Origin of the sequence: Vibrio sp. 99-8-1, from assembly GCF_013114595.1 — a bacterium.
Lineage (GTDB): Bacteria > Pseudomonadota > Gammaproteobacteria > Enterobacterales > Vibrionaceae > Vibrio.
The window spans coordinates 31,612-46,716 of record NZ_VTXE01000026.1; the positions used below are offsets into that span (position 1 = coordinate 31,612).

At 38.5% G+C, this 15,105-nt stretch carries 13 protein-coding genes; 8 read left to right on the top strand and 5 right to left on the bottom strand.

What is annotated here, in order from left to right:
• Positions 1-38: 38 nt before the first annotated feature.
• On the top strand, positions 39-302 hold the full coding sequence (locus tag F0227_RS14715) for a DUF1289 domain-containing protein (protein WP_171753984.1): 264 nt from the start codon (positions 39-41) through the stop codon (positions 300-302).
• 96 nt (positions 303-398) lie between these two features.
• On the opposite strand, the gene aguA is transcribed toward F0227_RS14715, so the two are convergent.
• Positions 399-1,490 (bottom strand): agmatine deiminase, encoded by a 1,092-nt coding sequence (gene aguA / locus F0227_RS14720; RefSeq protein WP_171753985.1) that lies wholly within the window; start codon positions 1,488-1,490, stop codon positions 399-401.
• A 16-nt stretch (positions 1,491-1,506) separates the two neighbouring features.
• Positions 1,507-2,928 (bottom strand): APC family permease, encoded by a 1,422-nt coding sequence (locus F0227_RS14725; protein WP_171753986.1) that lies wholly within the window; start codon positions 2,926-2,928, stop codon positions 1,507-1,509.
• 531 nt (positions 2,929-3,459) lie between these two features.
• On the opposite strand from F0227_RS14725, the gene F0227_RS14730 reads away from it, so the two are divergent.
• The 4 genes from F0227_RS14730 (at position 3,460) to F0227_RS14745 (ending at position 7,958) form a co-directional block, all read left to right on the top strand.
• Positions 3,460-4,065: a TetR/AcrR family transcriptional regulator gene (locus F0227_RS14730; protein ID WP_171753987.1), complete on the top strand. Its 606-nt coding sequence runs from the start codon at positions 3,460-3,462 to the stop codon at positions 4,063-4,065.
• Positions 4,066-4,370: 305 nt separating this feature from the next.
• Positions 4,371-5,417, top strand: coding sequence for an ornithine carbamoyltransferase (gene argF, locus F0227_RS14735; RefSeq protein ID WP_171753988.1), 1,047 nt, complete (start codon positions 4,371-4,373; stop codon positions 5,415-5,417).
• A 211-nt stretch (positions 5,418-5,628) separates the two neighbouring features.
• Positions 5,629-7,149, top strand: coding sequence for an EAL domain-containing response regulator (locus F0227_RS14740; protein WP_171753989.1), 1,521 nt, complete (start codon positions 5,629-5,631; stop codon positions 7,147-7,149).
• 62 nt (positions 7,150-7,211) lie between these two features.
• Complete coding sequence (locus F0227_RS14745; protein WP_171753990.1) at positions 7,212-7,958, top strand: helix-turn-helix transcriptional regulator; 747 nt, start codon at positions 7,212-7,214, stop codon at positions 7,956-7,958.
• Positions 7,959-7,962: 4 nt separating this feature from the next.
• Here the strand turns inward: F0227_RS14745 and F0227_RS14750 are convergent, their stop codons facing one another.
• Together F0227_RS14750 and F0227_RS14755 are read right to left on the bottom strand one after the other, a co-directional pair.
• Positions 7,963-10,218 (bottom strand): bifunctional diguanylate cyclase/phosphodiesterase, encoded by a 2,256-nt coding sequence (locus F0227_RS14750; protein ID WP_171753991.1) that lies wholly within the window; start codon positions 10,216-10,218, stop codon positions 7,963-7,965.
• A gap of 396 nt (positions 10,219-10,614) precedes the next feature.
• Positions 10,615-11,532 carry a DMT family transporter gene (locus tag F0227_RS14755; RefSeq protein WP_171753992.1) on the bottom strand — a complete coding sequence of 306 codons (918 nt, stop codon included), beginning with the start codon at positions 11,530-11,532 and terminating at the stop codon, positions 10,615-10,617.
• 174 nt (positions 11,533-11,706) lie between these two features.
• Here F0227_RS14755 and F0227_RS14760 point away from each other — a divergent pair, with 174 nt between their 5' ends.
• From F0227_RS14760 to F0227_RS14770, 3 genes are all read left to right on the top strand, one after another.
• A complete protein-coding gene (locus F0227_RS14760) occupies positions 11,707-12,162 on the top strand; it encodes an Lrp/AsnC family transcriptional regulator (protein ID WP_171753994.1) in 456 nt (151 codons plus the stop codon).
• Positions 12,163-12,302: 140 nt separating this feature from the next.
• A complete protein-coding gene (locus F0227_RS14765; RefSeq protein ID WP_171753995.1) occupies positions 12,303-13,214 on the top strand; it encodes a sensor domain-containing diguanylate cyclase in 912 nt (303 codons plus the stop codon).
• Positions 13,215-13,277: 63 nt separating this feature from the next.
• Complete coding sequence (locus tag F0227_RS14770; RefSeq protein ID WP_171753996.1) at positions 13,278-14,480, top strand: EAL domain-containing protein; 1,203 nt, start codon at positions 13,278-13,280, stop codon at positions 14,478-14,480.
• 162 nt (positions 14,481-14,642) lie between these two features.
• Here F0227_RS14770 and rplY read toward each other — a convergent pair whose 3' ends face one another.
• Positions 14,643-14,921 (bottom strand): 50S ribosomal protein L25, encoded by a 279-nt coding sequence (gene rplY, locus F0227_RS14775; RefSeq protein ID WP_171753998.1) that lies wholly within the window; start codon positions 14,919-14,921, stop codon positions 14,643-14,645.
• Positions 14,922-15,105 lie beyond the last annotated feature (184 nt).

Genomic DNA, 15,105 nt, shown 5'->3' on the forward strand with positions numbered 1-15,105 from the left:
TATATAATTAAACAAGATAACCAGCAAATTGAGCTTGTATGGAACAATTAGAATTTTTTACTGTTGTTAGCCCTTGCATCGGAGTCTGTACTACCGATGAGAAAGGGTATTGCAAAGGGTGCATGAGAAAGAGAGAGGAGCGGTTTAATTGGCTCTCTTATACGCCTGCCCAGCAACTGCATGTTATTAAGCTGTGCCGTCAACGGTATTTGCGTAAAAACAAAAAGATTAAAAAACAGGTTGTGATGGATTCCGAATTGGAGAATATTCAGCAAGGATTGTTTGATCTTGATAATGAATAAAAAGGACTAAGCGACAGTAGCCGTTTAGTCCTTTGTTGTTTACGTAATATTGCTGCTTACGTAATTTTGCTGTTTACGTAATATTGTTAAAGCGTATTAAACCGCAGGAACCTGCTGAGTAATACAGTGAATGTTACCACCGCCTAACAGTATCTCTCGTGCATTAACACCGGTTACTTTGTAGCCAGGATACAGTTCATTGAGTAGTGCTTCTACGTCTGCATCCAGTTTTTCGTCGAGTAATGGGTAAACAATATGGTCATTAGTGATCAAATAGTTAGCATAAGAACCCGCTAGGCGTTCGCCTGGTGTTCTTTCCATTCCTTCAGAAACGTCAACGCCACTTGCTTCGTCGTCAGAGATAAACAGTGGTCCCGGCATTGGTAGTTTGTGTACTTTAATTTGTCGACCTTTTGCATCGGTTTGACTCAACAAGCTATCTAATGCCGCTCTAGAGATGGCGTACTGAGGGTCGTTCTCATCTTCACACCAAGTCAGGACGACTTCACCCGGACGAACAATATGGATCAAGTTATCAACGTGTCCATTGGTTTCATCATTGAACAGTCCGTTTGGTATCCAGACGACCTTATCTACAGACAGATAATCACAAAGAACTTGCTCGATTTCTGCTTTGCTTAAATCTGGGTTACGGCTTGGGTGTAACAGGCACTCTTCAGTTGTGTATAAAGTGCCTTCGCCATCAACGTGAATTGAACCACCTTCTAATACGATAGGAGCGCGGTAGCTGTTATCTTCATGTATTTCACATATTTTTTGTGCTACAGCATCATCTTTATCCCATGGGAAGTACAAGCCATCAATTAGGCCTCCCCAAGCGTTAAAGTGCCAATCTACACCTCGGCGTTCACCTTTATCATTAATAACGTATGAAGGGCCGATATCACGCATCCATGAATCATCTGTGCTCATCTCTACCAATTTAATGTGTTCAGGGAGTAACGTCCGCGCATTCTCAAACTGCTGAGCGCTCACTGCCATAATCACTGGTGTTGTCATGGCTATCGCTTTTGCAACTTCAACAAATGTTGTTTGAGCTGGCTTACCGCCATAACGCCAGTTGTCTGTTCTTTCTGGCCAAGCCATCCAAATCGCTGCTTGGGGCTCATGTTCACCCGGCATTCTAAATCCGTCTTGTCTTGGTGTTGAATTAATTCTTTTGCTCATTTTCAGGCCTCCTACATTAATGGCTATGAGTTAAATTGTCAGATTCTTCAGGTGCAGCGTTGTTCTTTTTATTGACTGCCAGTTTTAATAAATACTCGCCAATTAAGATGGTGGCGATAACACCGATTAGTACGGGTGCACTGTATACCCAGTCAACACTCATAGTGATTAAGTCAGGGAAGATAAATAATACTACAGCTTGAGCAATGACAATAAAGCAAATAATACTAAGTGCCCATTGAACACCCATTCCACCTGGTACTCGGAAAGGTCTTTCTGTATCCGCATCTGCAATGCGAAGTTTTAGATATGACGGGAACATAAATAGGTATGGCAGTAAGAATACGCAGCTTGAGAATGCGAATACTGACCAGAATAGCTCATCACTGTCTTGAGCAAACAGGGCATACGCTAAGATTACGATAGTAGAAATAATACCTGTGATATTGTTGGCACCTACAGGAGTGTCGTGTTTCTCAGACATTTTGCCTACGATTTCAGGAAGTTCACCTTCGCTGGCCGCTTCAGCTGCTGCACGGCTTGCACCCATAGTCCAAGTCACCATGTTACCGATGAAAGTGAGCAGAGCCATAACACCGATCGCATTCACCATGAATTGACCAAATGCGCTGTCACCAAATAGCTTGTGCAGTGTATCGATAATACCGGCAACGAGACCGATATCTTCTACTGGAAGTGCTAATAGGATACCAACAGTACCAAATACGTATAGGAACGCAGTTATACCAGCCGCCAAGAAGATAGACTTAGGCATGTCACGCACATCTTTCATCTCTTTGGTCATGGTTGCAACCAACTCAAAACCCATTAAGTTAAAGACCAATGCTGGAAGGAAAGCAGCACCTGTATCCAGGCTTGGCATCATTGCTTGAATAGTGAATTCGTTTGCAACACCGTTTTTGGCTGCGTAGATAAAGCCACCAAAACCCAATACAGAGATAACAGTGATTTTAAGAATGGCACCAATATTGGTGACCCAAACGCCAACATCGACAGAAACGTTACATATCCAGATTGTTAACCAAGTGAGTACAACGCAGATAGCAATTTGTGCCATAAGAGAAAGATCAGGGAAGAAAAGTTCTGCAAACATACCTGCAAACATTATGTATACCGCTGGCATCCATAAGCCGACGTTAATCCAATAGAACCAAGTTGTTCTTACTGCCCATTTGTAGCCAAATGCTTTTTTTACCCAGTCATAGATACCACCATCTCCCGGATAAGTCGTTCCTAGTTCAGAAGTGATTAAACCGTAAGGGATAACAAATATAACCAGTGTGACTAACCACCAGCCGATAGAGCTAACCCCAATTGAGGCTGATGCTGTTAATGTATCAACAACAATAACAGCACATAAGCTAAATAGGGCTAGACTACCTACACCCATTTTTCCGCTTGAACTTTGCGTTTCCATATTATTCTCCGTGTTTATTCACACGAGTAAATTATTTACTTAGTGAAATTTAAATTACAATTCGACCTTATAAATATTAATTACTTTGAATCTGTTCTTATGTTATTAGAATCACTTATCGGTGTTCATATATTAATTGTAGGGAAAGACGTGACGCCACCCATAAATAAGCTTGGTTGAATTGTCTCAGTTGAGAAAATTGATTCTGATCAAGTTTTCTTTAAAGTGGCTAGACAACACTTCCAAGATTGGAAAGATCTTTCTATAACAATAAATATGCAATATATTTGGATACCCAGTAAATTGAGAGTTGGCGAATTTATGCAGTTTAGAGTTCTGCATTTTTTGGGCATTTAAAGAGATACTTAATGGCTATAGTTGGTAGATAGCAGTAGGATACGGGGTATTGAGATTAGCTTTATCACTGGGTAAGTAGTAACAGAAATGCAGGATTGGTCGCTGTTTAAGCTGAAACGTAACAAATTTGTATGAACTGGTAAGCTAAAATACTGATAAGAATAAGGTAGAAAAATGAAAAAAGAGTCTACAGAACAAAGACTTGAAAGAATACACAAAGCTGCTATTCAATTAGCTTCACAAAGAAATGTTAATTCAATCTCTATCTATGATGTTGCTAAAGAAGCGGCGATCGCCGCTTCAACGGTTTACCATCATTACCCAAATATAGAGTCATTGATTTGTGAACTGATGAATGATGTTTTTGATGATTTTCTCAGTGTTTTAGATACCGCGGTAGAGTCTGATAAAGTGACACATTGGAGTGATATCAACCGTATGATTGAGCAGAGTTTTGTTGACTATTATATGTCTACTCCGTTGGCTCAGCACACGTTATTAGGCCAGCACACCTACGCGACAGTACGTCATGCCGATGCACAAAATGATCAGCTGTTAGGTCAACGTGTAGAAGCGATTTATCGTCAATTTTACACCTTGCCAGAACTGCCTAAAGATGTGAATATTTTTGCAATCGCTTTACAGGTTGCAGATAAAGTTTACTCAATGAATTATCGTGAAAATGGAGAGATTGCTCCAGAGATGGCAAGAGAAGCGATTGTTTTAACTGAGGCTTATTTAGGGGTTTATTTACCCAAGCATCTACCAAAAATTAATTAATTTGTCTCTGTTATATATAAGGCGCTGTATTATTCAGCGCCTTTTTTTATCGCTATTAAAATCAAATATCGAAAAAATAGAGTAGCGATAAAATTAGTTTGTGAACTCTGTCATGTAAATTTTCAGACTCGTCCCAAATACGCCGATTAGTGATTCTAGTTTTAGAAATGAGATTTGTATTTATGGATACTAAATCCATCGAGATTGGTTGTTGAATTTAATTGACCAGCCAAAGATTAAAACATAGTCAGCATACATTTAAATGCTAACGACAACACGAATAACGTATACAAGGAACCACAAATATGAAACTGCCATCTTCAAGTGCAACTGATCTAAACAAAGCTAATCTGGAACATATGGTTTCAATGAAAGACTTCTCTGTAAAAGAGATGGACGACATGATGGAGCTGATGACTTATCTTAAAGAAGCAAGAAAAGACAATGCTGTTCCTCAGTTATTTAAAGGCAAGTCTGTCGGTATGATTTTTGAAGCGGGTTCTACTCGTACTCGCGTATCATTTGAAGTTGCTGCAACACTACTGGGCGGCCATGCCCTGTTCTTATCTCCTAAAGATATCCATTTAGGTGGCAAAGAGTCCATTGATGATACTTCTCGCGTATTGTCTCGTATGTGTGATGTGATTATGGCGCGTACCAACAGCCCTGAAACTCTTGATGGCTTGCTAGAAATGTCGACTGTTCCTGTCATTAACGGTCTAGATACCCGATTCCACCCAACTCAGATGCTTGCTGACCTATACACAATCAAAGAGCACATCACTGACGGCCGTACGTTGTCAGATTTAACTTTGGCATTTATGGGTGACGCTACCGATGTTTGTCGCTCTCTTATGCTAACTTGTGCTAAATATGGCATGGGCTTTAAGCAAATTGGTCCTAAGAAGTATCAAATGGAGCAAGAGTGGATCGATATGGCACAATCTTTCTGTGAAGAGTCTGGTGGTCATATTGAAATTACCGATGATGTAGAAAGAATTAGTGACTGTGATGTGGTATACGGTGACAGCTTCTACTGGGTAACACAAATGGATGAAAAAGAAGAGCGTCTAGCTGCCTTTATGCCAGACTATGTTATTAGTGAAGAGTTGATGGCAAAAGCAAAACCAGGAGCAATGTTACTTCACTGTCTACCTGCAAATGATAAAGAAGAAGTGACGCGTGGAGCATTGGAGAGTGAATATTCCGTTGCGTTCGATGAAGCCGAAAACCGCTTAACTGCGCAAATGGCTATTTTGGTTTACTTTACTCATAAGTCAATTAAAGAGCCAACAGAAGAAAAACTTGCTATGCATAAAGAAAAAATTGAAGGGTTTCTTGCTAAATTGTAAAAATAATCATGCTATAAAGTAGCTAAATTAAAATCGCTCCACATAGGCCTGACTGAAAAGTCAGGCCTTTTTTTATTTCTTAAATACTGGTCAATGACATTTAATAATTTAATAGATATTTATATGCCGTGGCATTGTACGTAAGTTTTTTTCAAAATGTGCACCTGTCATTGTTATTTCTAATAAATTAATTTTTTATGAGTGCTTAGCTATGAGAAAGAAAGTGGTATGCGTTGTTGATGATCATGGATTTGTTAACGATTTAGTTAAAACTTGTTTTAGTAGCTTATTCGGTGAAGAGTTTGAATTTAGATATTTTTCAAGTGGTAATCAATTTTCTGAATATTTGGATTTGGATGAAGAAGAACTAGACATCGTATTTCTAGACATGAAGATGGATGATGGCGATGGTGTTAGTGTTCTCAATAAGCTCTCTTCTCTTCATAAGAATGAAGTGCCGCTGTTTATTTTGACAGCATTAGAGGAGAGCTTGGTGAATTATATTGTTGAGTCTCTTTCTGATTCCAAGCTTAATATTGTGCAAGTGGTTTCCAAAAACTCACCGGGAAGCTTATATAAGGAAATAGAGAGATATAAAAAACAGATAATCCATGGTTTTAAGAGTGAATGCGAGTCGTTTGATGGTCCCAAAATACCTCGCCTAATGAGCACTGATTTATCAGATTTTGCACATTATATAGATGAGTGCCTTGTCCCCTTCATTCAGCCGAAAGTGAATATAAAGAATGATTGCGTAAGTGGTTTTGAACTGCTCGCGAGAATAATCGACCCTGAGCATGGTGTTGTCCTTCCTTTTACATTTTTGCCAGAACTAAACAGCATAGAAAAGCAGTACATTTTCAATATTAAGGTGATTGAACGATTTATGTTAGTGATTGAAGAGCTCTTAACGGAAGGCTACCGCTTTAATTACTCCATAAACATCGATCCAATGGCGATCTCTTATCCTAGTTTTATCGAAGATTTAGACAAAATTATAGAAAACAAACCGATGTTGAGTCGTTGGGTTACTTTTGAGTTAACGGAGACATCTGAGTTAATTGGATCAGATTGCAACCTTAAGCTGGCACAACTGAAAATGAAAGGCTTTAAAATCTCAATTGATGACTTTGGAAAAGGCTTTTCTAACTTAAATAGAATCAAATCTCTACCTTATGACGAAGTAAAAATTGATCGAAAACTAATATGCGCTATAGAACATTCTGTTTCAGATAAGCAGTTGGTTTTTACGGTAATCAATTACCTGGTTGATATAGGTAAAAGTGTTGTAGCAGAAGGTGTCGAGCATATATCGACGTTAAATACTTTAAAAACGACGCGGTGTACTGAAGTGCAAGGCTTTTATTATTCTTGTCCTAAACCTTATTTCGACATCGATAGTATCTTGTACAACTTATTTATAACAAGAATAAATGAACTTTTAAAATATATTGATGTGTCTGAACTTTCATCAATGTATAAAGAGCTATTTGATAACACGGTTTCTGATATTGAGGCGCTGTCATCAATAGAAGTTCCTCAACAAAGAAGAGATATCATTCATAAAATAAAAGGGAGTATGGCTACCGGAGGGTTTAATGAGTGTCTTCATTATTTAAATAAATTTCGAGACTGTAATGCTGAGCAACTCAATAGTCACTGTAGACAATTAAAAGAGATGTTGTTTTGTTATAAGAAAATACTGATTAAGTTTAATCTGATATTTTTATAAAAATTCAGAGTTAGTATCAATCGTTGAGAGGATTTGTTGCAATAGTAACTAGGTTGAATGATATGAAAATATTTAAATTTTTTGAGGCTTTAAAGCTCGCACGAAAAGTTCTAGGATTAACTCAAGCACAAGTGGCCTATATTATCTCTAAACCTCGAACGGGTAGTGTTTGTGATACAAGTACTATTAGTCGCTGGGAGGGTGGTGGTGTTGTTCCTCCCCACAAAAAGCAGATAGAAATATTTACTGAATTGAATCTTGATTTTGAATACCTCAAAGGAAGTCGCTTTTTCAATATAGATGGCGAAGCTTTGGAGCGATATTTTAAACAGAGTTTATTTGAAAATTGCCATTGGGATTTTGCTTGTGATGAAGGGGATGACTATTTTATTTCAAATGACACCACGGTAAAGACGTCAGTTAAATCAGATAGACAGAAACTAGAATACTCGATTTATTATGAAGACTCTGGAAACTTGCTAGGTAAACTTGATTACGACCTAAAAGAGAGAGAAGAGCTGTTTAGCCAATCCATATTGACCATTAACAGTATCTATTGCACGAGAAAAAGTATTTTATTAGATATGGTGGCTTTCTTGATTGCCAATTTAACATCAAGAGAAGTGGAAAATATTGTCTATTTCTCCTCAAACAAGTTGTCTCCCATATGTAGATTGTTGAAGAGCATTGGTTTCCAACCCCATAAACACGGCACCGAAGGGTACTGTTTTATGCTTGATTATCACACAATGCTGTACAACCAATCTCTATTTTACTTGTCACTAGTGGATAAAGACAGATTTCAGTAATGGATTACTTCTCGTTCATATACTGACACAGTTGATCATAGGGCAGCGGTTTAGAGAAGTAGTAGCCTTGGAACTGAAAGCAGTCATTATCTATCAGTAACTGTTTCTGAGCTGAGGTTTCTACTCCTTCCGCAATTATGGTCATTCCTAAACGCTGACCAATAGAAATAACATTGGTAATCATGGCCAGCGAGCGAGAATCTTCGTCAATCTTATCAACAAAACTCTTATCGATTTTAAGTTCATCAATAACAAGCTCATTTAACATACTCAATGAAGAGTATCCGGTACCAAAATCATCTAGTGATATCTGTATGCCTTGCTTCTGTAAATAAGCACAAATAGGTTTAATTTTATTGAGATCCTCGATGAATAGGTTTTCTGTGATCTCTAAAGTGATGGTTTCGGGACTGAGTCCAAACGCTTTTATACTGGCGAGTATCCTTTCTGCGAACAGCTCTTCCGTAAATTGACGTACGGAAATATTGATTGAAAGCTTAAGTGGCTTATCAAGGGTTCGGTTTAATTTGGATAGGTCTGTTAAAGATTTGTCGATAATGAGTTGCCCTAGTTTACTCATTAGTCCGGTCGATTCTGCAATGGCGATAAACTTCTCAGGGCTGACAAAACCAAGTGTTTCATCTATCCAACGAACGAGTGCCTCAACGCCATAAATCTCACCGTTTTTGTCAACCTGTGGCTGATAGACCATAAAAGGCGTTTCTTGCTCTATGGCGACTCTCAATTTTTGTTCAAGTTGGACATGTTGATAATGCTCTTCTTGCATCTGACTGGAGAAGAAACAGGTAGAGTTACGTTTCTTTTTCGCGCTATGAAGTGCTATGTCAGCAGCACTAAGTAACTCATTTAGTTTTACGCCATTCTCTGGATAGCGAGAGACACCGATGCAACTGCCTAAGAGAATACTGCTATTTTTGACTATGTAAGGTTCGGCTAAACTGGTTGAGATAAGTTTGGTGGTATATTGCAATTGCGCATGTTCGCATGAATAGGTTAGAAAGATAAATTCGTCGCTGGATTCTCGAATTAGTAGGCCATCTGAAGCTAAAATTTGGCTCAATCTTTGTGTTGCTTGGATTAGTACTTTGTCTCCAAATTCATGACCGTAACTATCATTTACGCTTTTAAAATTGTCTATATCGATATACATCAAGGCGAAAGGTGGGTTATTGCCGGACTCTGAGTTAATCCATTCATTGATACAAGAGCGTAAATACTGCCGATTGGGTAGATTGGTTAAAGAGTCATGTTGAGCTTGATAAACCAACTTGCTGTTAGTTTTAATTTCACTGTTGGCAATTGAACGGATAAGAATAAATAAAATAAACATTGAGCTAACAAAGAAGCCCAAGATAACCGTAAATCTGGATATAAAAACTTGATTGATATATTGCTGTTTAATGTTTGATACAAAAAACAGTTCTGAATATGGGTCGTATTTCACGACTAAGCGTTGGTTTTTATCGCCAATGATGTAATTAATAGATTGGATAGACGGTAGTTCATTGCTGATTGCTTCAGAGAAGGTAGAGTTAAGTAACGGGAGCAAGTCTTGGTTACTTTTCTGTGAGTAATTTATATCAGAATCAGAAGAGTACTGATTGTAGCCATCTTTACGAATAATCTGGATATTGTGATAACTATTTAGCTCATCTCCTACACCAAATAGAGGTGAATTATCAATTCGGATACCAGCCGTCATGACTGCAATAGGTTGAGTTCGGTCTTTACCAGCATAGATTGAACGACGTATTGGCATTGCATAGGTTTTTGTTTTTAAAGCATTGACTAAATAAGTTGGGCCAATGGATATTTTGTCGATACTACGAGCTATTTGAAATGATGGCTTTGTTTGTGGAAGCTCCATAAGGTTTGGCAGCTTATTAAGATCAAAGTTCGAGCTGGCAACTAAAGGTGTGCCATCATAGGCCACTAGGCCAAGTCCTAATAGAGCTGGATAGTTCACCATGATCTCATCTAATGTTTTATCGTGAACTGGATGAGCAAGAGTTGGGTACTCTGCTACCATTTGTAACCCTAAAATATGTAGCAGAGCATCTTGTGTTCGAAAGAAAGCGTGAACGGAATTAGAAAACAGAGTAATGCTGCTTTTTTGCTCATTGTGAAAGCGTTCTACCGTATTATCGTGCATATAAACAGTAACAAAGCCAAAAGCCAATAATGAAATGATAAATATGAGTGCAAAAATAGCCCAGATTTTCTGTTTTAACTTAGCCATAAATTTATTATATGTTTTTATTCTTAATCATAATATATAGCAAGTTCTAAGAATGTACCAACTCGAACTGACAAAAATGTCATGTAAAACAGTGAAATAGTATTTATGGAGTATAAAACGCCTTTATTTTCTTTGCTAACTAATGACCAAGTAAGAATTAGGGCATACTGATATATATTAACCTCAGCTCGGGATAATTTAAGCCGCTCAGTACTGCTCTTATAGCGTCTGATTTCGTTAAAATCAACGTGATAGAATAACTATCACTTATAATTTTGCCTTGTCATTCATCTAAAATAGCAGCACTGCGCCTAGTTAAAGCTTAACTTATTATTAAATATGGAATTTTGACTTTCTTATCCCGAGTTGAGGTTATATTAGAAAATTAAAACCTAATTAATTGGAAACAGATAATCTGTTAGATGGCTGCTTCTTTTCAAGTATGGTGCTTGCCACAATGCTGCCAAGACATACTGCAAGTAAAGCTAGTGTCGTCACAACATCCAACTTTTCAGAGAAAACGGCAAAGGCAAGCAACGCAGCTACGATTGGTGTGCTTGCTGCAAATGCCGCACAACGCTCTGCTCCTAGCTGTTTTATCGCATACAGATATGTGAACGATGCCAGTAATCCAGCTCCAATCCCTTGCAGTAATATATGTCCAATTACCTCTTGCCATGGCCAGTGCACAATGTTGCTGCTTATTAACGAACTGTTTAATAGTTGACTGGCGATAGCAGCAAACAAACATAATGTTGATATACAAGCGACCAAACCCGCACAAACCAAAGGGGGTAAGCCTGCTACTCGTGCACTGATGGTAAACAGCGCCCACATAAAACTGGCACCAAGAAACATGAGCTGACCGGTGAACAAGCTATTGTTAGACGTTGCTAAGCTATTGAACAAAAACAGAACAATGCCAAAGCTTATTAGTATCAATCCAACTCGCCTATGTAATCCAGAAGGCTGTTTATAACAGGTAATGGCGATACCAGTAACAAATAGCGGTAAGGTTCCAGGAATTAAGGCGCTTGCATGAGCAACCGGTGCATACTGCATAGCATGACTGGCTACTAATAAGTAGGGGAGACCACTGCCGATAAAGATACCGATTAAGTATTTTATCGGTACCTTTTTAATCTGATGACGAGCATTAATAACAACTGGTAGTAATAATATTGTTGGCAGTAAGAAGCGCGCTAAAGCAATATCGGCAGAAGTGAGCTCTGAGTTTGCCCCACCTTTGAGTGAGATAAAGAAGCCTGACCACAAAATTATGGTAACAAAAATAGCCAAATGACCAAGAATCATAAATGTTAACTTTTTGTTATTAAATAATAAGAGTATTATGCATCGTCTTAGATGGTGGAAATAGGCTAATTATGGTTGTTTTTGCCTAGATATTGGTGGAAATGATAATAAAATAACTTATTTGAGATGAATAAAGCCAATTTTTCATAAGAAAGTGATTTGATGGGTATAAGCATGGACAAATTTGATCAACATTTATTAGAACTATTGCAGCAAGATGGACGATTAAGCACGGTGGAGCTAGCCGAGCGTGTTGGCCTATCTGCTTCTCCGTGTGCTCGTAGATTGAAAAAGCTGGAACAGCAGGGCGTTATTGAAGGCTACAGCGCGTTATTAAATCGTCAAAAAATAGGTATCGCAATGACGGTTTTTGTTGAGGTGAGTTTAAGTAATCACCAAGCACAAAGCATTGATAAGTTTGAGTCTGAAATAGTAGAAATGAAACAAGTGGTCAGTTGTCATGTTGTGTCTGGAGCGTATGACTATTTATTAGAAGTGGTGAGTCAAGATTTGAACGATTACGAACTTTTTATTCGCCAACTACAGTGTGTGGACAATGTTAAGGATATTCATACTCATATGGCGATGCGTCAAGTTAAAGGGAGAGCGTCTTTGCCGATACTAAACTGAAGCGTTTTGTGCGCTAGTGTGTCTTTTGTCACTTATATTTAGGTGAAACTGATAGAGGTTTCAAAGTTTAGCGACTTCTAATGCAAACAGAGCGTCTCTCTTACTATAATGAACAAGTGGTATTTAGTTAGTGAATGTATATGGCTCAATTATCCAATATAACCTCTTTTCTGGAGTTCTTAGGTGATGCAGTAATTGTCGTCAACCACTCCTCTGATATCGTCTATGTGAACTCTGCTTGTGCAGAGCTATTTCATTACTCTGAATCTGAGCTTAGTTCGATGAAATTGGATGCGCTAATGCCAGAAGTTTATGCCAATACTCACCGTCTAGAAGTGAGCAACTTCATCGAGGCGCGTAAGCCAGCGAAGGTCATGAATAAGCGAAATGCTTTACCTTGTGTTGATGCTAATGGTGAGGTCTTTCAGGCAAAAGTCTCCATTGCTTTTGTTGAAATGGACAGTCAGGTTTATGGTTTCGCTATTGTCCAAGATTACTCACAAATTCAACGAGAAATCAATGAGCTACAGAGTGAAGCAAATACAGATCCAATCACAGGGCTAGCAAATCGAAGGCACCTTCATCAATTACTTGAAAATGAACATTTCTCTATCAGCCTATCGAGTTCGTTTGGTGTCGCCTATTTTGATCTTGATAAGTTTAAGTCAGTTAATGATCTGTATGGGCATCATGTTGGAGATGTCTTGCTTGCTAAGTTAGGTGAACGTTTGACTAACATGTTACGTGCTGATGATTATGTGTTTAGAGTTGGAGGGGATGAGTTTCTTGTGATATTTCGTATGGCGAACAAGAGTGATTATCAGTATGAGCTAGAATCCATGAGTAACAAAATCCATCGACTAGTTTCACACCCTATTTATCCAGACAATGGTGATGTGAGTATAACTATTAAGGCAAGCATCGGTATGGGCATTTACCCCCAAGATCATGGTGACTTGTCGACATTAATAACATTGGCTGATGAAGCTATGTATATCTCTAAGTCATTAGGCGTTGATTTTTCAATGGTTGAACAGCTGGCTGAAGGTTGATTAAAGATAGTTTGAATATTTTGGCGTGATCCGCGCTATGTTTGTCTTAAGGAGTCTGAATAGATGTATTCTTATGTTGCAAGACAGCCCATTTTAAACCGACAACTCGATGTGATCGGTTATGAGTTACTGTATAGAGATGGAGAGAAAAACGCGTTTCCAAACATTGACTTATCAATTGCAACCAAAGAGCTGCTTGTCGAGCAGTGCTTAGTTCAGCAAGGTCGGGTTATTGGAGATAAGAAAGGTTTTATCAATTTTGGTTATGACACAATCATCTCGAAAGTGCCATTGGACTTTCCAGTAAAGCAGTATGTGATTGAAGTGTTAGAAACGTGCCGACCAACGGAAGAGTTGTATTCATCATTAACAGAATTAAAGAAGCAAGGTTATTCTATCGCGTTAGATGATTTTGTTGTTTCTGATGAATGGAAACGCTTTTTGCCTCTAGTGGATATCATAAAATTTGATCTACAAGCGACCTCTTGGCAACAAATTAGCAATTATATGGACGAAACCTCGGGATTAACATTGGAGTATTTGGCGGAGAAAGTTGAGTCATACCAAGAGTATAGCTTTGCAAAGAAACAGGGTTTTCATTATTTCCAAGGCTATTTCTTTAGCAGACCTGAAATCATTAAAAATCGTACTGTCGATTCGTCATTGATGACGAGTATCCAACTGTGCCGGGCGGTAGCGGACAACAGCATTGATTTTAATAATGTAGAAAAAATTATCTCTAGCAATGCGGCGCTGTCATTTAAATTGCTTAACTTTGTTAATGCTTGTGCGGCAATTACTGCACCTATCCACTCTTTTCATCAAGCATTGGTGTATCTAGGGGAAGATAACTTACGTAAATTTGTCTCTTATGTAGCTCTTGCTGAAATGGGGGATAACAAGCCTGATATTCTCTCTATCACTTCTTTGCACCGAGCCAAGTTTATTGAAAGTATGCTCAGTCGAATGGGGCAAGAGAAATTAAAAAGCATCGGTTATCTTTGTGGAATGTTGTCGCTTATTGACGCTGTACTGGACATAGAGATAGAAGACATTTTACAACCGCTAAATATTGAAATGGCGATTAAAGAAGCGTTACTTGAGCATCAAGGTACGCTAGGAGCGTTGCTTAAACTTGTTGAAGCCATTGAAGCGTCGAATTGGCAACAAATAAGTGAGATAGAGAAACAATTAGATGTCGCGAAAGAGACAACCATAAGCTGTGAACTTGATGCCGCATTTTGGGTAGGAGAATTAAGGGGTTAGTTTGGTTTTATCTGTTAGTGAATTAATCCATCTCTATAAACGGCGAAACCCCAGATGTTGGTAGCATCTGGGGTTTCTAATTTTTAGATTTCTCGGATGGTAAGGCCGATTATCTTCTAAGCAAAAAGTATGGAATTATCGTTGTTAATTCTTGGTAGAGAATTAAACGCGGATAAAGTCCATGTGCTCAACTTTTGGCTTAAATGCGTGACGTTGAACATCTTGTGGCTTAACCTTAACTTCTGCGCCGTCGATCACTAGAGTGATTGCTTCGTAGAATTCTGGCTTATCCATTTGGTTGATCACATCGCTGTGTTTCAACGCGATAGATACTGGTGCTGCTTCACCACCATAAACGATTGCTGGGAATTGGCCAGCGTGACGTAGGCGGCGGCTCGCACCCTTACCTAGTTCAGTACGTACTACTGCTTCAAATTTCATAGTATTTACTCTCAAATTAGTAAAATAGTTAAAGATGACTGCCGACATAGCGACCTTGCTGGCAGTGCTCAACGCTTAAGGTAATTGGTTGTTACCGCTAAGCGAGCGCGGATACTATCATTCTACGTTGTTAAGAGCAATAGAATCACCAATAATCTAGATAAAAAACACGCAGCTAGGCTTG